This window comes from Polaribacter sp. Asnod6-C07 (genome assembly GCF_045063625.1).
Taxonomy (GTDB): Bacteria; Bacteroidota; Bacteroidia; order Flavobacteriales; family Flavobacteriaceae; genus Polaribacter; species Polaribacter vadi_A.
Map to the genome: position 1 here is coordinate 2,537,998 of NZ_JBEFOF010000005.1, position 21,954 is coordinate 2,559,951.

Genomic DNA, 21,954 nt, shown 5'->3' on the forward strand with positions numbered 1-21,954 from the left:
TTAATAGATTTTTTTGAGTTGGTGATATTTTTAGTAATACAAATATACTATTTAGAAATTGAGTTTTTCTTTAATTTTGTAGTGTTTTTCACCGCTTTTTGTTTTTATGATTAGCTCTCCTATAAAACCAGCTAAAAATAATAAAGTTCCTAGAATCATAGAGGTTAAAGCAATATAAAACCAAGGATTGTCGGTTACTAAAATAGTTTTTATTCCGTTAAAAACTTTATAAAGTTTGTAAGCGCCAATGTAAAATGCAGATGTTGTTCCAAATATAAACATTAAAGTACCCCAAAGACCAAAGAAATGCATTGGTCTTTTTCCAAATTTTGATAAAAAGGAAATGGTAATTAAATCAAGAAAGCCATTTATAAAACGATCTATACCAAATTTAGTTTCGCCATATTTTCTGGCTTGATGTTGCACTATTTTTTCACCTATTTTATTAAAACCTTCGTTTTTTGCTAAAACAGGAATGTATCTGTGCATTTCTCCACTAACTTTTACGGTTTTTATTACTTCGTTTTTATAAGCTTTTAATCCGCAGTTAAAGTCGTTTAATTTTAATCCTGATGTTTTTCTGGCAGCTGCATTAAAGAGTTTAGAAGGAATGTTTTTAGTGATTACATTATCGTATCTTTTCTTTTTCCAACCAGAAATTAAATCGAAATCTTTATCAATAATTAAATGGTATAATTCTGGTATTTCTTCTGGATTGTCTTGTAAATCAGCATCCATAGTAATTACAACTTTACCTTTTGCTAATTCAAAACCTGCATCTAAAGCTTGGGATTTTCCGTAATTTTTTTGAAAACGAATTCCTTTAACTTCATTATTTTTTTTTGATAGTTGCTCAATAACATTCCAAGAAGAATCTGTGCTACCATCATCAATAAAAATAACTTCATATAAATAACGATTGGATTGCATAACTTTTGCAATCCAATCGAATAATTCTTGTAAAGATTCTTCTTCGTTAAGAAGTGGTATTACTACCGAAATTTCCATATAGTGAGTTCAAAAAAATTAATTTCAAAAAATCAAAGTTACAATTTTATGAATTATTGAACGCTAAACTTTAAATTTTAGTAAGTTTCTTCTTCTGATTTTTTCATAATTGCTGCTGTAATTGCAGTTATTACAAATCCCATAAATGCAGAGATAGCTAAAATCATTGCAGAAATTATTGCAGGGCTTTGAAACTTTTCTGAAGATTCTGTAAAAGTTTCAATTTGTTCTTGTGTTAAACCAGCATCTAACCATTTTTGTTGTTGAAACTCCATACCCATTTTCTGAAAATCAGGTTCAATCACAGTTGTAAATAAAAGGGTGTAAATAACGGTAATTACTGCACTAACCATTACAATACCCATTCCTATTTTTAAACCTTCACCCCAAGACATAAAGCCTCCATTATTAGTTTTAAAAGCTTTTAGCCCAAGAACAACAAAGGCTATAGTAGCAATTAAACCTACTACATTGCTTACCCATTGCAATTCAAAAGATTTGCCCATAGCATATAATACTAAAGCAACAATAACTCCTGTTAGTCCTAAGTATAGTCCATTATTTAAAATAATACTTTTACTATTTGTTTTGTTTTCCATTTGTGTTTTAAATTTAGTTAGTTGTACAAATATAATATATGAATTCATTTTGATACTTTTTTTTAAAAAATATTCAAAACATCTTATTAGTATACAATACTTTACAAATGTTACAATAAATTTATATTAATTTTTAATTGTTAGTATAAAAATAGATTGTAAATTTGCAGTGGCAAGTCCTACACAACTAGCTCCCTTTGAATCCCCCAGGGTGGGAACACAGCAAGGGTATTAGGTTGTAGCAGTGTGATGTAGATAGCTTGCCATTTTTTGTGCCTTAAATTTACGTTTCTTCTTTTATCTTTTCTGATATTTGTTTCATAATTATAATTTAAAAAAAACATGTCTAAAGTAGTCTTAGTTACTGGAGCTTCTTCTGGAATAGGAAAATCGATTGCAACTTTTTTAAGCGAAAAAGGCTTTACTGTTTACGGTACAAGTAGAAATCCAAAAAACATAGATAGTTTTTCTTTTCAATTAATTGCTTTAGATGTTTTAAAAGTAGATACAATTAATAGAGCAGTAGATTTAATTATAGAAAAAGAAGGCAGATTAGATGTTTTGGTAAATAATGCAGGAATGGGTATTACAGGTCCTGTAGAAGATACACCTACAAATGAAATGCGCGCTGTTTTTAACACTAACCTTTTTGGTGCTATTGATGTTATGAAAGCAGTATTACCACAAATGCGTAAACAAAAATCAGGTACAGTAATTAATGTTACTTCTATTGCAGGTTATATGGGGTTACCTTTTAGAGCTGCATATTCTGCATCTAAAGGTGCTTTAGAATTAGTTACAGAAGCAACAAGTATGGAGGTAAAAAACTTCGGAGTTAACGTTGTAAATGTAGCACCTGGAGATTTTGCAACTAATATTGCAGCTGGTAGATACCATACACCAGTTTTTGACAATTCTGCTTATAAAGAGAGTTACCAAGCAAGTTTAGATTTAATGGATGCTCATGTAGATCATGGAATGGACCCTATAGAAATGGCAAAAACAGTTTACAGAATCATCAACAATAAGAGCCCTAAAATTCACTATAAAGTGGGCGATTTTATGCAGAAATTTTCTATTGTTTTAAAACGTGTTTTACCAGATAAAATGTATCAGAAATTATTAATGAACCATTACAAGCTCTAGTTTTCTATGCTAATGTGTTCTTCTGCAGTTTCGCTTAAATAAGTTTCTAAAATGTTTATTTCGCAATTTATAGCATCAAAATCTAATTTTATATAGCCATAGAAATTTTGATCATTTCTAATGAGTTTTAGCGCATAATAATCATCTTTTTCGTTTGCAAATTCCTTTTTGTAAGTTAAATTATTCTGAAGAAAAAAGTTGTAGTTTTCATAAGGTGCATCAAATTCATAAAAAACATCTAGAGAGTTTCTAACATCAGCAGAATCGAATTTATTTGCATCATAACTTCTTGTATCTTCTGTAGAAAATGGTGGTTCAAAAATTACTGGAAAAGGAATGCTTACTCCTTTAGGAGAAAGAATTTCATTAATTTCTTCGTCTGTAGAAACCAATTTTATGTTATACGCTACAAAATTTGGTGTGTTTGCAAAGTCTACAACTTCATCAGCAAGTAGGGTGTAATCTGTTGTTCCGTCTTTGTCTAAATCTATTTCAATTGATAATTTGTCTGCAAAACAAGCTGAAAAGTAAGTGTAATTTGTGTCTTCTACTATATAATCATCAATAGTAAAATCTACCCAAAAATTAAGTGTTTTAATTAATTTATCATGATGATCTCTATAAGTTATTTGTCCAGAAAATTTTTCGTCAATTTCCCAATTTTGTACGCTAACTTCTAAAACATAAACTTGAGTTAAGGCACTTATATCTGCAGTGCTTCCTTCGTAAAACTCATAACCATGATCTATCTGTAAACAATCGTCTATCTTGTTAAAAACAAAATTTAGAGTTTCTGTAGTATTGTTATCATTTAAGTCTTTGGTGTAATTGATTCTAACAGAATTATCAGAATAACTTCCTTGCCAAATGGCAGATTCTGAGTTGTCTAGAACAACTACATTATCTGATGCTGTAACACCAATATCTGATAAGTCACATAAAATAGTGCCTTCTATACCTTCTTCTGTGTTTACAGTATCGCAAGAATATAAAATTGATAACAATAAAATTAATGTTAAGTATTTATAAATTTTCATTTAAGATTTAATTTTTTGAACTTTTAAAAAAGGTATTTGTTAAAGTTAGACACGTAAAAAATGACAAAGTTTAATTTAAAACAAAAAAAAGATCATATTTGTTATATTTTTAACCAATTTGTGTTAAAACTTATAATTATTTTTTCTGTTAAAGAAATCATTGTAACTATATTTGCTACAAATTAATCATAAATTTTCAAAAAGATGAAATTTTTTATAGATACTGCAAATTTAGAACAAATAAAAGAAGCACAAGCTTTAGGTATTTTAGATGGTGTAACTACAAATCCCTCTTTAATGGCTAAAGAAGGTATTACTGGTCAAGACAATATCATAAATCATTACAAAGAAATTTGTGATTTAGTTGAGGGTGATGTTTCTGCAGAAGTTATCTCTACAGATTTTGATGGAATGGTAAAAGAAGGTGAAGCTTTAGCTGCCTTAAATCCGCAGATTGTGGTAAAATTACCAATGATAAAAGATGGTGTAAAAGCGTGTAAATATTTTTCTTCTAAAGGAATTAAAACGAATGTAACTTTAGTTTTTTCTGTTGGGCAAGCATTATTAGCAGCTAAAGCAGGTGCTACTTATGTATCGCCATTTTTAGGACGTTTAGATGATATTTCTACAGATGGAATGAACTTAATTTCTGAAATTAGATTAGTTTTTGATAATTATAATTTTGAAACTCAAATTTTAGCAGCTTCTGTGCGTAATACAATGCATGTTGTAAATTGTGCTAAGTTAGGTTCTGATGTAATGACAGGTCCTTTAAGTGCAATAGAAGGATTGTTAAAACACCCTTTAACAGATAGTGGTTTAGCTAAATTTTTAGCAGATTACCAAAAAGGAAACTAGAAGCCCATCCTAACCTTCCCTAAGGGAAGGAACTGTTGTGGTAATTGAGTGTGGAAAATGTTTATTTGAAGCTATTTCCTGCTTTCCACTATATCTTTTTGCCAAAAAAGCAAAAAGGATGTCGTTTCAATCAGGGCTAAACTTGTTTGCTAATTAATAGCTCATTTAAAAGATACAGAAACTCTAAATTAATGTAATTTGGAGTTTCTTTTTTACCAAAATATATAAGTTAGAAATAAAATATTTCTAAATGAAACAAATAGAACAGCAAATTTTATCTAGTAACAGTTCCTCTCCTTTGGAGAGGTTAGGGGAGGTTATTTTTCCAAAAAAAGAACTCGCACAACTTGTAATATCTGCCTGTCATCAATTTAATATTGATACTATTGTTGTTTCTCCTGGTTCTAGAAATGCACCTTTAACTATTGGTTTTTCTAATCATTCAGAAATAGAAACGTTAAGTGTTGTAGATGAAAGATGTGCTGCTTTTTTTGCTTTAGGGATTGCTCAGCAAAAACAAAAACCAGTAGCAGTTTTATGCACTTCTGGTTCTGCTTTGTTAAATTATTATCCAGCAATTGCAGAAGCTTTTTACAGTAATATTCCATTAGTTGTAATTTCTGCAGACAGACCAAAACATTTAATAGATATTGGAGATGGACAAACGATTCGTCAAGAAAATGTGTTTGAAAACCATATTTTATTTTCTGCAAATTTAATCGAAAACCCAAAATTTATTGCGCGAAACTCGCAGTTAATTGGTGAAGCTTTACAAATTGCAACATCGCAAAAAGGCCCTGTACATATTAATGTTCCTTTTGATGAACCTTTGTATGAAACTGTTAAAGAATTAAAAACGTTTCATTTTCCTAATATTTCTATGAGTTCTTTGGACAACTCAAATATCAATTATCAAAATTTAGCAGAAATTTGGAATACTTCTGATAAAAAAATGCTAGTAATTGGTGTTAATTATCCAGATGAAGAATTACACAATTTAATGAATTTATATTCTGATGATGAATCTGTTTTAATTTTTACAGAAACAACATCAAACTTATATCATAAAAAGGCAGTAAATTCTATAGATCAATTAGTTTTCTCTTTAGATGATGCTCAATTTCAAGAATTACAACCAGATATACTAATCACTTTTGGAGGTATGATTGTTTCTAAAAGAGTTAAAAAGTTTCTTAGAGAATATCAACCAAAACATCATTGGAATATTGATGAGAAAAAAGCAACCAATACTTTTTTCTCTTTAAGTGAATTTATTCAAACAAAACCTGTAGATTTTTTCTCAAATTTTAATAGAATCATCACAAAAAAGAAAAGTGATTATCAACCAAAATGGTTAAAAATTAGAGATTATAGAAGGGAAAAGCATACTGAATATTTATCGCAAATAAAGCATTCAGATTTTAAAGTTTTTGAGCAAGTTTTAAAGAGTATTCCTCATAATTCAGATTTGCAAATTAGTAACAGCGCAATTATTAGATATGCGCAATTATTTGAATTAAAAAACACGTTACGTGTTTTTTGTAATCGAGGTACAAGCGGAATTGATGGTAGTACATCAACAGCTATTGGGGCTGCTTTTGCAAGTGAAAATCAAACGGTCTTTATTACTGGCGATTTAAGTTTTTTCTATGATTCTAATGCTTTATGGAATAAAAATATTCCTAATAACTTTAGAATAGTTTTAATAAATAATTCAGGAGGAGGAATTTTTAAAATAATTCCTGGTCCATCAACCACAAATGCTGCAAAATATTTTGAAACGCCACATTGTTTAACTGCAGAATATTTATGCAAAATGTATGGTTTCGATTATTTACAAGCATCATCAACAGAAATAGTTACAAAAACATTAAATGGATTTTATGCAAAGTCAGAAAAACCAAAAATTTTAGAAATTTTTACTCCAAGTGCAGAAAATGATTTAATTTTAAAAGAATATTTTAAATATATAAAATAATGGATTTACAAGACGAGTATCAAGAAGGAGATATCAATTTAAAGGAAGGAGAAAAAGTTCAGTTAGTTATAGAAAATGAAACTGGATTAGGATATTCTGTGTTAATAAATGAAGAATACGAAGGTTTACTTTTTAGAAGCGAAGTTTTTCAGGATTTAGAAGTAGATATGGAGGTTGTTGGATATATCAAACAAATTCGTGAAGATGGTAAAATAGATGTTTCTCTTAGACCACAAGGTTTTAGAAATGTAATTGATGCAGATGTAGAAAAAGTATTAGAAAAATTAAAAAGTAGTAGAGAAGGTTTTTTGTTATTAACAGATAAAAGTTCGCCAGATTCTATTCGTTTTCATATGAAAATGAGTAAAAAAGCCTTTAAAAAAGCGGTTGGTAATCTTTACAGAAATAAACTAATTGTAATTAAAGAAGATAGAATTGAGCTTTTAAATCAGTAAGTAGTATACCATCTAAAGTTGGCAGTCATTATTATTGAATAAAATTATTACTGCCAACAGCATACTAAAACACTATCAACTAAAATTACTGCCCACCTAATCTTAAAATATTTTCATAATAAGCATCAGAATTTGGGTCTGCAGGATCCATTTTTCCATAGCCAATTTTGTAATATTTTAATGCTTTTTTAGTCATTTTTGCAGACTCGTAATAACGACCAATATAATATTCGCCTAAAGGTGAAGTTGGAAATATCTTTAGAATCATATCACCAAAATCTCTTAATCTTTTTCCATCTTCTTTTTCAATGATAATGTTTTCAATTGCATAAATATCTCTTTCTCTAATACCTAAATTCGTTCCGAATAAAAATTCAATTTCTAAATATTTATTTTCTAAATAGTAAATAGCGTCTTTAGGTGCCAAGTCTTTAATTTTTTCATCATATTCTTCTTTCGATATTGCAGAATATACTTCAAACATTTTAGTCATTGCTCTAGGTATTGCTTCGTGAATTGCAGAAACAGTACTAGCAGTTGTAATTACATCATTTATTACATTAAAATTTTTAATTTCTAACTCAGATAATGCTTGCTGAACTTTACCAATTTTCTCTGATTTACTTTTAGAAAAAGAATCAGAATTATTAGTGTAAAAATAAAATGTATTGTCTTCTTTTGCGAATTTTGGTAAATTATAGGTTTGTAATTCGCCAATTATAAAATCAGAAAAATTAGGATTTATACAAATAAAAGAGTTGATAAAAGCAGTGTTTTCTTTTAGAAAATGAGAAACCATATTTGCAGAATAACCTTGCCCAATTAAAGAAATATAAGGTGATGTTCTGTAATTACTTTCCATATGAAAAATGACTTCATCTCTAATAAAATCATAAAAATAACGAGCTGTAGTTGTAAAAGTTCCATTAGATCTATTAAAAGAAATGTCTTCTTGTTTGGTTTCTTCCATAGAAATACCAACAACAATTTGTTTTGGTGCTTTATCTCTTTTTGCAAATAAAATTGAACTACCTACATAAGAATCAAACATATATTCCTCATCTAAAACTATGGTTAAAGGATAATTTTTTATGCTGTCTCTTTCATAGCCTTCAGGCAAATAAATCTTTATATCTCTGGTCGTTTCTAAAATATCAGATTCTAATGCTGTAACAATTGTTTTTTGAGAAAAACCGACAAAAGAAAAAAGAATAAATAATAATGTGAGTGTTTTCTTAATCATAAGTTAGAATGTTTATTTTTGCTGATGATGATTTTTGTTCTCTTAAAGAACGTACAAAATACAAAAATATGATACAACCTGAATGGGAAACTGCCAAAGTTTACGAAGATATAACTTATAAGAAATGCAATGGGGTAGCAAGAATAGCATTTAACAGACCAAATGTTAGAAATGCTTTTAGACCAAAAACTACAAAAGAATTGTATGATGCTTTTTATGATGCAGGTGAAGACACTTCTATTGGTGTAGTTTTACTTTCTGCAGAAGGACCAAGTACAAAAGATGGTGTGTATTCTTTTTGTTCTGGAGGCGATCAAAAAGCTAGAGGCCATCAAGGTTATGTGGGTGATGATGGTTATCACAGATTAAATATTTTAGAAGTTCAAAGATTAATTAGATTTATGCCAAAAGCAGTTATTGCTGTTGTTCCAGGTTGGGCAGTTGGTGGTGGTCATAGTTTACATGTGGTTTGCGATTTAACTTTAGCATCTAAAGAACATGCAATTTTTAAACAAACAGATGCAGATGTAACTTCTTTTGATGGTGGTTATGGATCTGCATATTTGGCAAAAATGGTAGGTCAGAAAAAAGCAAGAGAAATCTTCTTTTTGGGTAGAAATTATTCTGCTCAAGAAGCTTACGAAATGGGAATGGTAAATGCTGTAATACCTCATGATGAGTTAGAAGACACTGCTTATGTATGGGCACAAGAGATTTTAGAAAAAAGTCCGACTTCTATAAAAATGCTAAAATTTGCAATGAATTTAACAGATGATGGAATGGTTGGCCAGCAAGTTTTTGCAGGTGAAGCCACACGTTTAGCTTATATGACAGACGAAGCAAAAGAAGGTAGAGATGCTTTTCTTGAAAAAAGAAAACCAAATTTCCCTAAAAAATGGATACCATAGACAATTGTAAATTTTAGAATTATGAATTACGAATATTGAATTCGTAATTTAAAATTAATAATTCATAATTAAAAAGAATGAAATCACAAATAGTAACTTTTTTAATAAAATGTCCAGATCAAAAAGGATTGGTTGCAAAAATTACCAGTTTTTTTTATGAAAAAGGATTCAATATTTTAAGTTGTCAGCAATATGTAAATTCAGTAGAAGATATGTATTTTATGCGTATTCGTTTAAATGCTGAGGGTACAAATATCTCTAAAGTAGAATTAGAAAATAGTTTTTTAGAATTAGCAGAACCTTTACAATTTAATTGGTCTGTAAATTATGGCGATGAAAAGCAAAATGTGGCAATTATGGTTTCACATACAAGTCATAATTTATACGATTTATTAGAGCGTTATAAAGAAGGTAGTTTAAATTGTAACGTAAAAATGATAATTAGTAATCACAATAAATTAAGACATATAGCAGAAATGTTTAATGTGCCTTTTTATCATTTACCTGTTACTAAAGAAACCAAATCAGATCAAGAAGAACAAGTAAAGCAATTGTTAGACTCTAATGAAATTGATTTAGTTGTTATGGCTAGATATATGCAAATTTTATCATCAGATTTTATTAATTATTATAAGGATAGAATCATTAATATTCATCATTCTTTTTTACCAGCTTTTCAAGGAGCAAATCCATATAAAAGAGCTTATGAAAGAGGAGTGAAGTTAATTGGAGCAACTGCACATTATGCTACAGAAGATTTAGATGAAGGGCCAATAATTGAGCAAGATGTAAAACCGGTAACTCATGAAAGTACTACTCAGACTTTAAAAAGAATTGGTGCAGATATTGAGAAGTTAGTTTTAGCAAGAGCAGTTAAATGCCATTTAAACAATCAAATAATTGTGTCTGGAAATAGAGCAATTGTTTTTCCAGAAGCAGGAGAGTAAAAGCCCCTTTTAATTTATCTAAAGGGAAAAAAGTTAAAAGTAATAGTAATCTAATAAACTCAAATTTCACCCAGATTGGAGTTCCTTCCCTTTAGGAAGGCTAGGATGGGCTTTTGTAATGAAAATAATCTGTATTGGGCGCAATTACGCAAAGCACATAGAAGAGTTAGCAAACGAAAGACCAGAAAATCCGGTAGTTTTTTTAAAACCAGATTCTGCTATTTTACCAAGAAAAAATCCTTTTTTTATTCCTCCTTTTTCTGATGATGTTCATTATGAAGTTGAGGTTTTAGTCAAAATAAATAAAGTTGGTAAACACATAGATACTAAGTTTGCCCATAAATATTATGATGAAATCGGATTAGGAATTGATTTAACTGCAAGAGATGTTCAAGCTAAATGTAAAGAAAAAGGTTTGCCTTGGGAAAAAGCAAAAGCTTTTGATGGTAGTGCAGTTGTAGGTGAATTTTATCCAAAAGAAGAATTCGATATAGAAAATTTAAAATTCCAATTGTATAAGAATAATGAAATTGTACAAGATGGAAATACAAATGCAATGTTGTGGAAAACAGACGAATTAATTGCTTATGTTTCTCAATATTTCACCCTAAAAAAAGGAGATATCATTTTTACAGGAACTCCAGCAGGAGTAGGTAAAGTTGTAGAAAACGACACTTTAAAAGGTGTAATAGAAGGTAAAGAAGCTTTTAACATTAGAGTAAAGTAAAATTGGCAATAAAACTTCTTAGTTATATTTTTTTATTTTATGTAGGTTTTTATTTCTATAGACTTGCAGAGAATCATAACAAATATAAATGGCTATGTGGTTTTTTAGGAATTATTTCATTTTTCTTTGGTAGTATTTTATATTTATTATACGTCAGGTTTTTTACAGAAACAATTATAAATGAGTTTGAAATTACCAATTTATCTTTTAAATCGTCTATCTCAGGTTTTGTTTTTACCGTTATTTTATTTAAAACTTTAAATTTTATTTGGAGTAAAAAAAAGAAACTGAAAAATGAAGTTGATAAAATTGGTAAAGATTAAGTTGAGTTAGAAACAATTCTCAAAATTTAAAATAAAAAAATATGTTAGGATTAATATTAACTTATTGGCTTGGAAAAAAGTTTTACAAATTAGCAGAAGAATACAATAAAAGTCAGTGGGGTTTTGCTATTTTAGGAATTGTAGTTTATTACGCAGTAAGTATAGTTTCTGCTACAGTTTTACTACTAATAATAGAAAGTTTTTTTAATACTATAAACGATTATGTTTTAGGATTAGTTGCAATGCCATTTGGTCTTTTAGCATGTTATTTACTATATAAATACTTAGAAAAAACTTGGGAACATAAAAAACCTAAAAATGATATTTTAATAGATCAAATAGGAAAAAACGAAGAAGAAGTAAAAATATAAAATCATAAAACTTTACAACTTTGTAACTTATTATATGACAGCAGAAATTATTACAATAGGAGACGAGATTTTAATTGGTCAGATTGTAGATACAAACTCACAATGGATTGGTACTGAATTAAATAAAATAGGAGTTTCTGTATACCAAATATCATCAATTCAAGATGATAAACAACATATTTTAAATGCTTTAAAAGAAGCACAATCAAGAGTAGACATTGTAATTATTACTGGAGGTTTAGGACCAACAAAAGACGATATTACAAAATACACCATTGCAGAATATTTTAATGATAGCTTAGTATTAAATGAAGATGTAGTAGATCATGTAAAAGCTTTGTTCCAAAAATATAATATTCCTTTTGGAGAATTAAATCGCTTACAAGGTTTGGTGCCAACAAAAGCAACTGTTCTAAAAAATAATTTAGGTACAGCACCAGGAATGTGGTTTTACGAAAATGAAACCGTTTTTGTATCTTTGCCAGGTGTACCTAATGAAATGAAAGGTTTAATGGAGTTTGAAGTTTTACCTAAAATTCAAAAACAATTTAAATTACCTTCTATTATTCATAAAACAATATTGACTTATGGTTTAGGAGAAAGTTCTTTAGCAGAAAGAATTGAAGATTTCGAAAACAATTTACCATCATTTATAAAGTTAGCTTACTTACCTAATTATGGTAAAGTTCGTTTACGATTATCAGCCAAGGGCTATGATAAAAATTTGTTAGAAAAAAACCTTCAGAAATTAATAGAAGAATTGTATCAATTAATACCAGATATAATTACAGGTATAGGTGATGATGGAGAGATAGAAAAAACAGTTGGAGATTTATTAAAAGCAAAAGGAAAAACAATAGCAGTAGCAGAAAGTGTAACAGGAGGTGCAATTGCGTCAACCATAGTTTCAATTGCAGGTTCATCAGCATATTTTAAAGGAGGCTTTATAACTTATTCAGAAGAAACTAAAATTAATTTACTAGGTGTAAATCCAAAAACCATAAAAACACACACAGTAGTAAGTGCAGCAGTAGCAAAAGAAATGGCAAAACGTGCCAAAGAAAAATTACAAAGCGATTATGCAATAGCTGTTACAGGAAATGCTGGACCAACAACAGATAAAACAGACAAAAATGTAGGTGTAGTTTTTATAGCTTTGGCCACTGATTCAGATATTTTTGTAGAAGAATTTAATTTCGGAAAACCCAGAGGTAGAGTTATAGATAAAACCGTAAATACTGCCTTACAAATGCTTCAAAAAGAAATATTAAAAAATTAGTAAATTTCTTTTGTTCAGATATATAATTATTCGTAGATTTGCACCTCGTTTAGAGATAACACTATAAAACTGTCGAGAAGATGTCTAGAGTTTGTGAATTAACAGGAAAAAAAGCAATGGTTGGGAACAATGTTTCTCACGCAATGAATAGAACCAAAAGAAAGTTTGACGCTAATTTAATGACAAAGCGTTTTTACATTCCAGAGGAAGATAAATGGATTACTTTAAAAGTATCTGCATCTGCTTTAAAAAATATTAACAAGAAAGGAATTTCTGCAGTTATAAAAGAAGCTAGAGCTAACGGTTTTTTAACTAAATAAGCTAAGGCTAACTAAAATTTTATATAGAGATGGCAAAAAAAGGAAACAGAGTTCAGGTAATTTTAGAGTGCACAGAGCACAAAGCAACTGGTAAACCAGGTACTTCTAGATACATTACAACTAAGAACAAAAAGAACACTCCAGATAGAATGGAAATTAAAAAATTCAATCCTATCTTAAAGAAAATGACTGTTCACAAAGAAATTAAATAATACAACTATCTAGAACTCAGAATAGAGCACATAGATTTAAAACATTTACAAAATGGCAAAGAAATCAGTAGCATCGTTACAAACAGGATCAAAAAGATTAAGTAAAGCAATCAAAATGGTTAAATCTCCAAAAACAGGAGCTTATATGTTTGTAGAAGCAATTATGGATCCATCTAAAGTAGACGCTTTTATATCAAAAAAGTAATAAACTACTAAACAATATTTTAAAGCTACTTTCTTTTAGAGAGTAGCTTTTTTTATATCTTTACATTTGAGTCATTTAAAGCTTATTTTTTAAAATGGGCGTTACCTAAAGGTCGGGCTTTACGCTAAATCTTTTTTTAATAAGAAACTGCTAGCGCTGTTACTTATTAAAAAAAGGATAACGCTTCAATCCCTAACGCAACTTGTCTGCCATTTTAATTGATAATCAGCCAATTTGACAAATATTTAATTTGGTACAATTTTAGACAACCAAATAGTAAGAACTAAAAACTAACAACTCAAAAATATGAGTTTTTTTAAAAAGATTTTTTCGAAAGAAAAAAAGGAAACACTAGACAAAGGTTTAGAGAAAACAAAAGAAAGTTTTTTTGGTAAACTATCTAAAGCAGTTGCAGGTAAATCTAAAGTAGATGATGACGTTTTAGATAATTTAGAAGAAGTTTTAGTAGCTTCTGATGTTGGTGTAAATACCACATTAAAAATTATCGAAAGAATAGAAGAACGTGTTGCCAAAGACAAATATGTAGGTACAGACGAGCTAAATAGAATTCTTAGAGAAGAAATTGCTGGTCTATTATCAGAAACAAATATTGGTAACGAAAGCGAATTTATAATACCAGAAATACCAAAAAAGGATGGCAATAAAATGCCTTATGTTTTAATGGTTGTTGGTGTAAATGGAGTAGGTAAAACCACAACCATTGGTAAATTAGCAAGTCAATTTAAAAAACAAGGCTTAAAAGTTGTATTAGGTGCAGCAGATACGTTTAGAGCAGCAGCCATAGATCAATTACAAGTTTGGGCAGACAGAACAGATGTGCCAATAATTCGTCAAGAAATGGGTTCTGATCCAGCATCAGTAGCTTTTGATACTTTAAAATCTGCAGTAAATCAAGATGCAGATGTTGTAATTATAGATACTGCAGGTCGTTTACATAATAAGGTAAATTTAATGAATGAGTTAACCAAAATAAAACGAGTAATGCAAAAAGTGGTAGATAATTCACCTCATGATGTTTTGTTAGTTTTAGATGGTTCTACAGGTCAAAATGCATTTGAACAAGCCAAACAATTTACAAAAGCAACAGAAGTAACCTCTTTAGCAGTTACAAAATTAGATGGTACTGCAAAAGGTGGAGTTGTAATTGGCATTTCTGATCAATTTAAAATTCCTGTTAAATATATTGGAGTAGGTGAAGGTATAGACGATTTACAAGTTTTTAACAAAGTTGAGTTTGTAGATTCTTTTTTTAAGTAAACATCTTCAGTTTTTAAAACTGTATTAAAAATTTTACTTAAAACTTGATAATTCTAATCTATCAAAGCATTAATTTTTTCCCATAAATCATTATCAAAAGAAGATAATGCAAAATTAGAAGTGTTTGCAGCTTCCCCCATTCTAATAATTACCAAATCTTTGGCAGGAACTATATAAATTTTCTGATCGTTTTTACCCAAAGCACAAAACATATCTTCAGGCGCATTTGGTATTAATTCTCCAGTAAAGGTAATTTGACTTTGTGGTAAATGGTAACTTTCTTTTCCATTTAACCACCATAAATATCCGTAAGAATTATTAATGTTTTGTGATGTATTTGTTGCTTCAGTTATAAAATTTTCAGAAACAATTTGAGAGTTTTCCCATTTACCATTTGCAGAAATTAACAACCCAAAACGAGCCATACTTCTTGTGTTGCTCCAAAAGACATTTAAATCATCTAAATTTTGCCAAATACCAGACATTCCAATTTTATCTTTTAATTTACTGTTAAAATAATTAGTAAAGGTTTGTTGACTAGCATTGGCAATAACGTCTTGCATTTTTACATACACATTATGGTATGCCCATCTTTGTTCTGCATCTGTTATGTATTTTAAGTTTGATGGAGAAACGTCTTCTCCCAAACTATCATCTAGGCCAGAATTCATAGATAAAAGGTTTTTGCAAGTAATTAAATTTTCCTTTTCCAGAGGAATACTTGTCCAGCCTAACCCTAAATAATCAGAAACTTTAGCATTAATATTTATTAAATTTTCGTCTTGAGCAATACCAGATAATGTTGATGTAAGTGTTTTACCAGCACTTGCCCAATACCAAATAGAAGTATTGCTATGATTATTAAAATATTCTTCGACTACAATTTTTCCTTTATAAAGTACTATAAAACTCTTGGTATTTTTTGTGTCTAAAAAATCTAATAAAGGCTGTAATTGAGTTGTATTCCAGTTAAGTTCAGTAATAGATTTTTTTTTCCAAACATTAGAGTCTAAATCTGGAAAATATAATGTTTCTATTGTATTATCAACTGTATCATTTAATTCAGAATTTTCTTTAGAACAAGAAAAAATTATTAAAAAGAAGAAGATTTTTAACAAGGTCTTATTAATTATTTTCATATGGTAACTTCTTTGTTATTAGACAACTTGTAAGCTGAAAGGTTTAAAATGTTATCTTTGGTTATAAAAATAAATATAATGAAAAATAACTTTTTTTTACTTGTTACCCTATTCTCTATTTTTTCTTGTAAAGAGAAACAAGATCTAATTATTTTTAAAAAATATGATGAAACTGCTCAATTAGTTGAACAGCAAAATCACGAAAAGAAAAGAATGCAGTTTAAGCTTTTTCAGTCTAAAGTATTAGATATGAATGAAGTTTTTAAACCATTTAAAGATGATTTAGCCTATTTTTCTGAAGAAGATTATCAATCTTTAAAACCATTAATTTTAGAACAAGATATTCCATCACTTCAAAAAAATGTAAAGGAAGGTAAATTGAGTTATGAAAAACTAACCCTGTTTTATTTATACAGAATTAGAAAGTTCGAAAGTGATTCAACCTTATCTTTAAATTCAATTATCGCTTTAAATCCAGAAGTTATAAAAGAAGCTAGAGCTAAAGACAAAAATAAAGATAAGGTATCTCAATACTCAATGTATGGAATGCCAATTTTATTAAAAGACAATATCAATACTAAAGAAATGCCAACAACAGCAGGTGCAATTGCTTTGCAAAGAAATTACACAAAAAAAGATGCTTTTATAGTTGAAAAGCTAAAAGAAAATGGCGCAATTATTTTGGGTAAAGTAAACTTGAGTGAATGGGCCTATTTTTTCTGTTCTGGTTGTCCTTTAGGCTATTCTGCAATTGGTGGGCAAACCTTAAATCCTTATGGAAGAAAGGTATTTGAAACTGGGGGAAGTTCTTCTGGAAGTGGAGTTACAGTTGCTGCAAATTTTGCTGTTGCAGCAATTGGTACAGAAACTTCTGGCTCTATTACTTCACCATCAAGTTTAAATTCTGTTGTTGGTTTAAAACCTACTATAGGTGTTTTAAGTAGAACAGGTATAGTACCAATTTCATCAACTTTAGATACTCCTGGGCCAATGACAAAATCAGTGATTGATAATGCTATTTTTATGGATGCAATGTTAGGTTATGATGTAACTGACAACGCATCAAAAGAAACAAAAGGGATGGATTCTCAAAATGGATTTCATATTAATTTTAAAGGAAAAAGGTTAGGGGTTTTAAAACCTTTGTTATCAGATTCTATTTATGCCTTAAATATCAAAATATTAAAAAAAGCTGGAGCAGAAATTATAGAAATAACACCACCAGAAATTTCTTTTAATGATTTTAGAACATTATTAAATATAGATATGAAACATGATTTACCAAAATATTTATTACAACAAGCAGATAAATCTATTTTCATAAAAAATGTAAAAAATGTTGTAGATTTTAATCTAAAAGATTCTTTAATTAGAGCTCCTTATGGGCAACAGTTATTTGACGGGATTATAAAAGATTCAACAACTTTAGAAGAGTTAGAAGTAGTAAAAGGTAATTTAAAAAAAGAAGGAGAAAAATATTTACAGTTTTTAAAATCTGAAAATTTAGTAGCAATTTTATCGATTAATAATTATCATTCAGGTATTGCTGCAGTTGCTTTACACCCAACATTAACAGTACCTATGGGTTACAAATTAACAGGAGAGCCTTTAAGCTTAACTTTTATTGGACAGCCTTTTTCTGAAAGAAAATTATTAGAAGTTGGTTACGCTTTTGAGCAATTAACTAAATCCAGAAAGATCCCAGAAAACTATCAATAGAAAGAATAGCAATCATTTAAAAAGCACTATTTTTGCAATCGTTTTAATTTGATTTCAAATTAATCATAAATTTTAAAGATTATACCGCTAAAAAGCCAATAGCGAAAAGCGAAAAGTTAAAAAATATGCGTACAAAATCCATCAAACAAAATAAGATAAACGTTGTTACTTTAGGTTGTTCTAAAAACATTTACGATAGTGAAGTTTTAATGGGGCAGTTAAAAGCTAATGGTAAAAATGTAGTACATGAAGATGAAAATGACGATGGTAATATTGTAGTTATTAATACCTGCGGATTTATAGGTAAAGCCAAAGAAGAATCTATTGATACTATTTTGCATTATGCGCAAAGAAAAGAAGCTGGTGAAATTGATAAAGTTTTTGTTTCTGGATGTTTAAGCGAGCGTTATAAACCAGATTTAGAAAACGAAATTACAAACGTAGATCAGTATTTTGGTACACACGATTTACCAAATTTGTTACAAGCATTAGAAGCAGATTATAAGCACGAATTAATTGGAGAACGTTTAACAACAACTCCAAAACATTATGCATATTTAAAAATTGCAGAAGGTTGTGATAGACCTTGTTCTTTTTGCGCAATTCCTTTAATGAGAGGAAAACATGTTTCAACTCCAATAGAAGATATTGTTACTGAAGCAGAAAAGTTAGCAGAAAAAGGAATTAAAGAAATTATGTTGATTGCCCAAGATTTAACCTATTATGGTTTAGATATCTATAAAAAAAGAGCTTTAGCACAATTATTAGAAGCACTTGCAAAAGTAGAAGGAATTGAATGGATTAGAATGCATTATGCTTTCCCTACAGGTTTTCCTATGGATGTTTTAGAGGTGATGAAACGTGAGCCAAAAGTGTGTAATTATTTAGATATTCCTTTACAACACATTAATTCTGAGTTGTTAAAATCGATGAAAAGAGGAACAACTCACGAAAAGACAACAGCTTTAATCCATAAATTTAGAGAAGTTGTGCCAGAAATGGCAATTAGAACTACTTTAATTGTAGGTTATCCAGGAGAAACAGAAGAGATGTTTCAAGAATTAAAAGATTGGGTAGAAGAGATGCGTTTTGAAAGATTAGGTGCTTTTGAATATTCGCACGAAGAAAATACGGGTGCTTATGTTTTAGAGGATGATGTACCTGCTGATATTAAGTTTAAAAGAGTTAACGAAATTATGGAAGTTCAGTCTCAAATTTCTTGGGAATTAAATCAGCAAAAAATAGGAAAAACTTTTCGTTGTTTGTTTGATAGAAAAGATGGAGAATATTTCTACGGACGTACAGAATTCGATTCACCTGATGTAGATAATGATGTTTTAGTTGATGCTAGAGAACATTACATAAAAATTGGTGAATTTATTGATATAGAAATTCACGAAGCAGGAGATTACGATTTATATGGAACACCTGTTAAGAAATTGGAGAGACCTACTTCTTTAAACCAGAAAAGAAAGTAAATAACTTATAGAATCAAAAAAAATACCTCAGTAATATAAAATTACTGAGGTATTTTTTTTTGCCTTTTAATTTATTAAAATTGACCTGAGTTTCTCAAGAATACAGCATTAGCAAAAAATAGTTTACCATTTTCCCAAAAAGCTCTAAATAATGGATTATCAACCATATAAATAATACTTCCTCTTCCCATTTGGTCTTCACCAAAAAGTAAAGATTCAGGTACATTTTCTAAAGCTTTTATTCCTGCAAAACCAGCTACGTTTTTGGCATCTTTGGTAAAGTAAGCCACATTACCTCCATTTTTTAAGTATTCGTAACTTCTGCTACTAGATTTTAATGAGAAATAACTATTAGAATAACCAAATGCTAAAGGATGACTCGCATCAACTTTACTATTAAAAATAGCTCCAATAATTATATTATTTGTGCTTTCTCTTTCTAAATCTTCGTAAGGTATAAGGTTTGCTTTATCAGATTTATCTTTATCTCCTTTATTTTTTTTCGATTTTAAAGAAAATCCGTCTTTATCAGCAAAACTACTTAATGCATTTTTTAATGCAATTAATGTTCCACCAGATCTAACCCAGCTTTTTAGTTTATCTAAAGTGCTTTTGTTTAAAACTCTGCTGTAATATCCGTCAGGTAAAATAATTACATCATAATTAGAAAAATCTACTCTACTAAAATAATCAGTATCTAAAATAGAAACTGGGTATTTTAATTCGGTTTCAAAGTAATGCCAAATTTGACCAAATGACAAAGAAGAGGTTCCAGAACCAGAGAGCAATGCAACTCTTTGTTTAAAAATTGGTTTTACATTACCAGAACCAAAATCTTTACCAGAATCTACAAAACCAGTAGAAACAGGTGTAACTTTTCTGCCCAATTTGTTGGCAATTGCAACTACGTTTGTATCAAATTTTTCATTTTTAAGATTATCGTGTCTTAAAATAATTAAAGAACCTTTTTGGTAATTTTTACCTTCTAAAGAAAAATCTTTTTCAGAAAAACGAACTTTAATGTCTGCGTTTAATAATTGTGCTAAAAAAGTAGCATCATCAATACTATTCCATTTAGAAATATAAGCGTAAGATGAAGTATTTACAGTGTTTAAAACATTATTATTCATTTCTTTTTTTGATGAACTAACTGTATTTTCAGAAGCTACAGCATTAAAACCATGTGCATAAGGTAAAGCCCAAGCAGTACTATCATAAGTTAAAGAATCTAAGATTTTAGTTTGTGGTTCAAACAAAACTTTTACCATTCTTCCTTTTGGTTGATTGGTGTGTATAACCAAATCACTTGTAGTTACATTTAGGCTTTCTTCTTTTAAGGTAGCATAATTGTATCCTTTTACTTTTCCAGAATTTGCAAATTCATACGTAATTTCATGCTTATCAAGTAAATTAATTAAACGTTGTGTTTTATCAGAATTTTCGTTCTTTAAAACATAACTTTTGTATTTGAAACTTTTATCAGCAAAGAATTTTGTAAATTCAGTATTTAGTTTTTCTGCATTTTTAGAAGAAATTTCTACTGTAGATAAACCAGTTGTATGATGATGTTGTGCTCTATCTATTAAAGTTAATTCAATACCTTCATCATTATCAATACCTAAACCAGCTCTTCCATGGCCTGCTTGTTCGTATGTCATACCAATTGCTCCCATAAAAGTTGGGTAAGTGTCACCATAACTTGGGTATAATAAATCGAAAGATTCTTTGGTAAAATACATCCAATTGTTTTTATCAAAATAAGAAGCGTGGTTTTTACCAATTTGTGTTTGAAAATCAATTTGCCAATCAGTAATATCTTCATGATAAGGTTTAGCTGCAGGTGCAAAATAATAAGGACTGTTAATACCTTGTTCATGAAAATCTACATGTACATGAGGCAACCATTTGTTGTATACCTTTAAACGTTGCTGGGTTTCTACTTGTGTTGCCCAAGCCCAATCTCTATTTAAATCGAATAAATAATGATTAGGTCTTCCTCCAGGCCAAGGTTCATGGTGTTCTTTAGAATCTTGTGAGCTATTATAAGGTGAATTTTGAACTTGGTTATACCAGTTTACATACCTGTCTCTACCATCAGGATTTATACATGGATCTATAATAACCACTGTGTTTTCTAACCAAGCTTTTTTAGTTGTAACTAATTCATATAGAGTTAGCATAGAAGCTTCTGTGCTAGATGCTTCATTTCCATGTACGTTATAACTTAACCATACAATAGCTTTTTTGTTCTCTGTATCTGCTTTTAAAATACCAGTTTGTGAAAGGTTTGCTTTTCTAATTGTTTCTAAATTATCTATATTTTCTTGCGATGAAATATAGGTAACATATAAAGGTCTGTGTTCGTTTGTTTCTCCATATTTTTCTAACTGAACATTTTTTAAAGTGTTGCTTATGTATTTAAAATAATCAACAACTTTATGATGTCTTGTAAAACGTGAACCAATTTCGTAACCTAAATACTCTTGTGGAGATTTAATTTCTTGAGAGAAAAGGGTACAAAATGAAAAAATAGAAATAATGAGTAGTGCTTTAATTTTCATTGATAAGAATTTGAATTTTATCAAAAGTAAGGAATTTAAAGCACTATTTTAAAGACGATTTATTTTAGAGACGTTAAAAATTTGTTAGTATGATTTTCTGTATTCAGAAGAATTTAAAATAGTTGTATTTTTATCGAAATTTAGTAAATTTTATGAATTCTAC

The 21,954-nt window shown here is 29.1% G+C and carries 22 protein-coding genes and 1 other RNA gene; 17 read left to right on the top strand and 6 right to left on the bottom strand.

Annotated elements, in window-relative coordinates:
• Positions 1 to 51 precede the first annotated feature (51 nt).
• Both ACJJVK_RS10855 and ACJJVK_RS10860 read right to left on the bottom strand, forming a co-directional pair.
• A complete protein-coding gene (locus tag ACJJVK_RS10855; RefSeq protein ID WP_405565938.1) occupies positions 52 to 1,008 on the bottom strand; it encodes a glycosyltransferase family 2 protein in 957 nt (318 codons plus the stop codon).
• 77 nt (positions 1,009 to 1,085) lie between these two features.
• The gene (locus tag ACJJVK_RS10860; RefSeq protein ID WP_405565939.1) at positions 1,086 to 1,655 is read right to left on the bottom strand and encodes a DUF4199 domain-containing protein; all 570 of its coding nucleotides are present in this window, start codon (positions 1,653 to 1,655) and stop codon (positions 1,086 to 1,088) included.
• A 122-nt stretch (positions 1,656 to 1,777) separates the two neighbouring features.
• On the opposite strand from ACJJVK_RS10860, the gene ffs reads away from it, so the two are divergent.
• Both ffs and ACJJVK_RS10870 read left to right on the top strand, forming a co-directional pair.
• Positions 1,778 to 1,876: signal recognition particle sRNA small type (ffs, locus tag ACJJVK_RS10865), an RNA gene on the top strand.
• A gap of 73 nt (positions 1,877 to 1,949) precedes the next feature.
• Positions 1,950 to 2,753 (top strand): SDR family oxidoreductase, encoded by an 804-nt coding sequence (locus ACJJVK_RS10870; RefSeq protein WP_405565940.1) that lies wholly within the window; start codon positions 1,950 to 1,952, stop codon positions 2,751 to 2,753.
• Here the strand turns inward: ACJJVK_RS10870 and ACJJVK_RS10875 are convergent.
• Positions 2,750 to 3,790, bottom strand: a complete 1,041-nt coding sequence (locus ACJJVK_RS10875) for a hypothetical protein (RefSeq protein WP_405565942.1) — start codon at positions 3,788 to 3,790, stop codon at positions 2,750 to 2,752. The two genes, ACJJVK_RS10870 and ACJJVK_RS10875, sit on opposite strands and share 4 nt — an antisense overlap.
• Before the next feature lie 204 nt (positions 3,791 to 3,994).
• Between ACJJVK_RS10875 and fsa the strand changes: the two genes are divergently transcribed.
• The 3 genes from fsa (at position 3,995) to ACJJVK_RS10890 (ending at position 7,081) form a co-directional block, all read left to right on the top strand.
• On the top strand, positions 3,995 to 4,648 hold the full coding sequence (fsa, locus tag ACJJVK_RS10880; protein WP_215993078.1) for a fructose-6-phosphate aldolase: 654 nt from the start codon (positions 3,995 to 3,997) through the stop codon (positions 4,646 to 4,648).
• 319 nt (positions 4,649 to 4,967) lie between these two features.
• On the top strand, positions 4,968 to 6,626 hold the full coding sequence (gene menD / locus ACJJVK_RS10885; protein WP_405568354.1) for a 2-succinyl-5-enolpyruvyl-6-hydroxy-3-cyclohexene-1-carboxylic-acid synthase: 1,659 nt from the start codon (positions 4,968 to 4,970) through the stop codon (positions 6,624 to 6,626).
• The gene (locus ACJJVK_RS10890) at positions 6,626 to 7,081 is read left to right on the top strand and encodes a DNA-binding protein (protein WP_215993077.1); all 456 of its coding nucleotides are present in this window, start codon (positions 6,626 to 6,628) and stop codon (positions 7,079 to 7,081) included. Before menD ends, ACJJVK_RS10890 begins: the two co-directional genes overlap by 1 nt.
• A gap of 85 nt (positions 7,082 to 7,166) precedes the next feature.
• Here the strand turns inward: ACJJVK_RS10890 and ACJJVK_RS10895 are convergent, their stop codons facing one another.
• The gene (locus ACJJVK_RS10895; protein WP_405565944.1) at positions 7,167 to 8,324 is read right to left on the bottom strand and encodes an alpha/beta hydrolase-fold protein; all 1,158 of its coding nucleotides are present in this window, start codon (positions 8,322 to 8,324) and stop codon (positions 7,167 to 7,169) included.
• Between the two features lie 68 nt (positions 8,325 to 8,392).
• Here ACJJVK_RS10895 and ACJJVK_RS10900 point away from each other — a divergent pair, with 68 nt between their 5' ends.
• From ACJJVK_RS10900 to ftsY, 10 genes are all read left to right on the top strand, one after another.
• A complete protein-coding gene (locus ACJJVK_RS10900; RefSeq protein WP_405568356.1) occupies positions 8,393 to 9,232 on the top strand; it encodes a 1,4-dihydroxy-2-naphthoyl-CoA synthase in 840 nt (279 codons plus the stop codon).
• A 77-nt stretch (positions 9,233 to 9,309) separates the two neighbouring features.
• Positions 9,310 to 10,179, top strand: a complete 870-nt coding sequence (purU, locus tag ACJJVK_RS10905) for a formyltetrahydrofolate deformylase (RefSeq protein ID WP_405565946.1) — start codon at positions 9,310 to 9,312, stop codon at positions 10,177 to 10,179.
• Positions 10,180 to 10,297: 118 nt separating this feature from the next.
• Positions 10,298 to 10,906 (top strand): fumarylacetoacetate hydrolase family protein, encoded by a 609-nt coding sequence (locus ACJJVK_RS10910; RefSeq protein WP_215993074.1) that lies wholly within the window; start codon positions 10,298 to 10,300, stop codon positions 10,904 to 10,906.
• 2 nt (positions 10,907 to 10,908) lie between these two features.
• Complete coding sequence (locus tag ACJJVK_RS10915; RefSeq protein ID WP_405565948.1) at positions 10,909 to 11,229, top strand: hypothetical protein; 321 nt, start codon at positions 10,909 to 10,911, stop codon at positions 11,227 to 11,229.
• Between the two features lie 41 nt (positions 11,230 to 11,270).
• Positions 11,271 to 11,600: a hypothetical protein gene (locus ACJJVK_RS10920; protein ID WP_405565950.1), complete on the top strand. Its 330-nt coding sequence runs from the start codon at positions 11,271 to 11,273 to the stop codon at positions 11,598 to 11,600.
• A 34-nt stretch (positions 11,601 to 11,634) separates the two neighbouring features.
• The gene (locus ACJJVK_RS10925; protein ID WP_405565951.1) at positions 11,635 to 12,879 is read left to right on the top strand and encodes a competence/damage-inducible protein A; all 1,245 of its coding nucleotides are present in this window, start codon (positions 11,635 to 11,637) and stop codon (positions 12,877 to 12,879) included.
• Positions 12,880 to 12,959: 80 nt separating this feature from the next.
• Entirely contained in the window at positions 12,960 to 13,199 is a 240-nt protein-coding gene (gene rpmB / locus ACJJVK_RS10930; protein WP_068364895.1) for a 50S ribosomal protein L28, read from the top strand.
• Between the two features lie 29 nt (positions 13,200 to 13,228).
• Positions 13,229 to 13,411 (top strand): 50S ribosomal protein L33, encoded by a 183-nt coding sequence (rpmG, locus tag ACJJVK_RS10935; protein ID WP_068364892.1) that lies wholly within the window; start codon positions 13,229 to 13,231, stop codon positions 13,409 to 13,411.
• Positions 13,412 to 13,463: 52 nt separating this feature from the next.
• On the top strand, positions 13,464 to 13,616 hold the full coding sequence (locus tag ACJJVK_RS10940) for a DUF4295 domain-containing protein (protein ID WP_215993070.1): 153 nt from the start codon (positions 13,464 to 13,466) through the stop codon (positions 13,614 to 13,616).
• A gap of 306 nt (positions 13,617 to 13,922) precedes the next feature.
• Positions 13,923 to 14,894, top strand: a complete 972-nt coding sequence (gene ftsY, locus ACJJVK_RS10945; protein ID WP_068364885.1) for a signal recognition particle-docking protein FtsY — start codon at positions 13,923 to 13,925, stop codon at positions 14,892 to 14,894.
• Between the two features lie 53 nt (positions 14,895 to 14,947).
• Here the strand turns inward: ftsY and ACJJVK_RS10950 are convergent, their stop codons facing one another.
• The gene (locus tag ACJJVK_RS10950; protein ID WP_405565954.1) at positions 14,948 to 16,033 is read right to left on the bottom strand and encodes a serine hydrolase domain-containing protein; all 1,086 of its coding nucleotides are present in this window, start codon (positions 16,031 to 16,033) and stop codon (positions 14,948 to 14,950) included.
• 78 nt (positions 16,034 to 16,111) lie between these two features.
• Here ACJJVK_RS10950 and ACJJVK_RS10955 point away from each other — a divergent pair, with 78 nt between their 5' ends.
• Both ACJJVK_RS10955 and rimO read left to right on the top strand, forming a co-directional pair.
• Positions 16,112 to 17,752, top strand: a complete 1,641-nt coding sequence (locus ACJJVK_RS10955; protein WP_405565956.1) for an amidase family protein — start codon at positions 16,112 to 16,114, stop codon at positions 17,750 to 17,752.
• A gap of 125 nt (positions 17,753 to 17,877) precedes the next feature.
• A complete protein-coding gene (gene rimO / locus ACJJVK_RS10960) occupies positions 17,878 to 19,230 on the top strand; it encodes a 30S ribosomal protein S12 methylthiotransferase RimO (RefSeq protein WP_405565958.1) in 1,353 nt (450 codons plus the stop codon).
• Positions 19,231 to 19,304: 74 nt separating this feature from the next.
• Here the strand turns inward: rimO and ACJJVK_RS10965 are convergent, their stop codons facing one another.
• Entirely contained in the window at positions 19,305 to 21,791 is a 2,487-nt protein-coding gene (locus tag ACJJVK_RS10965; RefSeq protein ID WP_405565959.1) for a M14 family metallopeptidase, read from the bottom strand.
• Positions 21,792 to 21,954: the final 163 nt, after the last annotated feature.

Bases quoted from the DNA above. Each gene is read 5' to 3' on its own strand.
- ACJJVK_RS10900 (WP_405568356.1), top strand. From the start codon at position 8,393: ATGATACAACCTGAATGGGAAACTGCCAAAGTTTACGAAGATATAACT.
- ACJJVK_RS10950 (WP_405565954.1), bottom strand. From the start codon at position 16,033: ATGAAAATAATTAATAAGACCTTGTTAAAAATCTTCTTCTTTTTAATA.
- ftsY (WP_068364885.1), top strand. From the start codon at position 13,923: ATGAGTTTTTTTAAAAAGATTTTTTCGAAAGAAAAAAAGGAAACACTA.
- ACJJVK_RS10870 (WP_405565940.1), top strand. From the start codon at position 1,950: ATGTCTAAAGTAGTCTTAGTTACTGGAGCTTCTTCTGGAATAGGAAAA.
- rimO (WP_405565958.1), top strand. From the start codon at position 17,878: ATGCGTACAAAATCCATCAAACAAAATAAGATAAACGTTGTTACTTTA.
- purU (WP_405565946.1), top strand. From the start codon at position 9,310: ATGAAATCACAAATAGTAACTTTTTTAATAAAATGTCCAGATCAAAAA.
- ACJJVK_RS10925 (WP_405565951.1), top strand. From the start codon at position 11,635: ATGACAGCAGAAATTATTACAATAGGAGACGAGATTTTAATTGGTCAG.
- ACJJVK_RS10855 (WP_405565938.1), bottom strand. From the start codon at position 1,008: ATGGAAATTTCGGTAGTAATACCACTTCTTAACGAAGAAGAATCTTTA.
- ACJJVK_RS10895 (WP_405565944.1), bottom strand. From the start codon at position 8,324: ATGATTAAGAAAACACTCACATTATTATTTATTCTTTTTTCTTTTGTC.
- ACJJVK_RS10965 (WP_405565959.1), bottom strand. From the start codon at position 21,791: ATGAAAATTAAAGCACTACTCATTATTTCTATTTTTTCATTTTGTACC.
- ACJJVK_RS10875 (WP_405565942.1), bottom strand. From the start codon at position 3,790: ATGAAAATTTATAAATACTTAACATTAATTTTATTGTTATCAATTTTA.
- ACJJVK_RS10890 (WP_215993077.1), top strand. From the start codon at position 6,626: ATGGATTTACAAGACGAGTATCAAGAAGGAGATATCAATTTAAAGGAA.
- ACJJVK_RS10955 (WP_405565956.1), top strand. From the start codon at position 16,112: ATGAAAAATAACTTTTTTTTACTTGTTACCCTATTCTCTATTTTTTCT.
- ACJJVK_RS10920 (WP_405565950.1), top strand. From the start codon at position 11,271: ATGTTAGGATTAATATTAACTTATTGGCTTGGAAAAAAGTTTTACAAA.
- rpmB (WP_068364895.1), top strand. From the start codon at position 12,960: ATGTCTAGAGTTTGTGAATTAACAGGAAAAAAAGCAATGGTTGGGAAC.
- rpmG (WP_068364892.1), top strand. From the start codon at position 13,229: ATGGCAAAAAAAGGAAACAGAGTTCAGGTAATTTTAGAGTGCACAGAG.
- ACJJVK_RS10910 (WP_215993074.1), top strand. From the start codon at position 10,298: ATGAAAATAATCTGTATTGGGCGCAATTACGCAAAGCACATAGAAGAG.
- ACJJVK_RS10860 (WP_405565939.1), bottom strand. From the start codon at position 1,655: ATGAATTCATATATTATATTTGTACAACTAACTAAATTTAAAACACAA.
- ACJJVK_RS10940 (WP_215993070.1), top strand. From the start codon at position 13,464: ATGGCAAAGAAATCAGTAGCATCGTTACAAACAGGATCAAAAAGATTA.
- fsa (WP_215993078.1), top strand. From the start codon at position 3,995: ATGAAATTTTTTATAGATACTGCAAATTTAGAACAAATAAAAGAAGCA.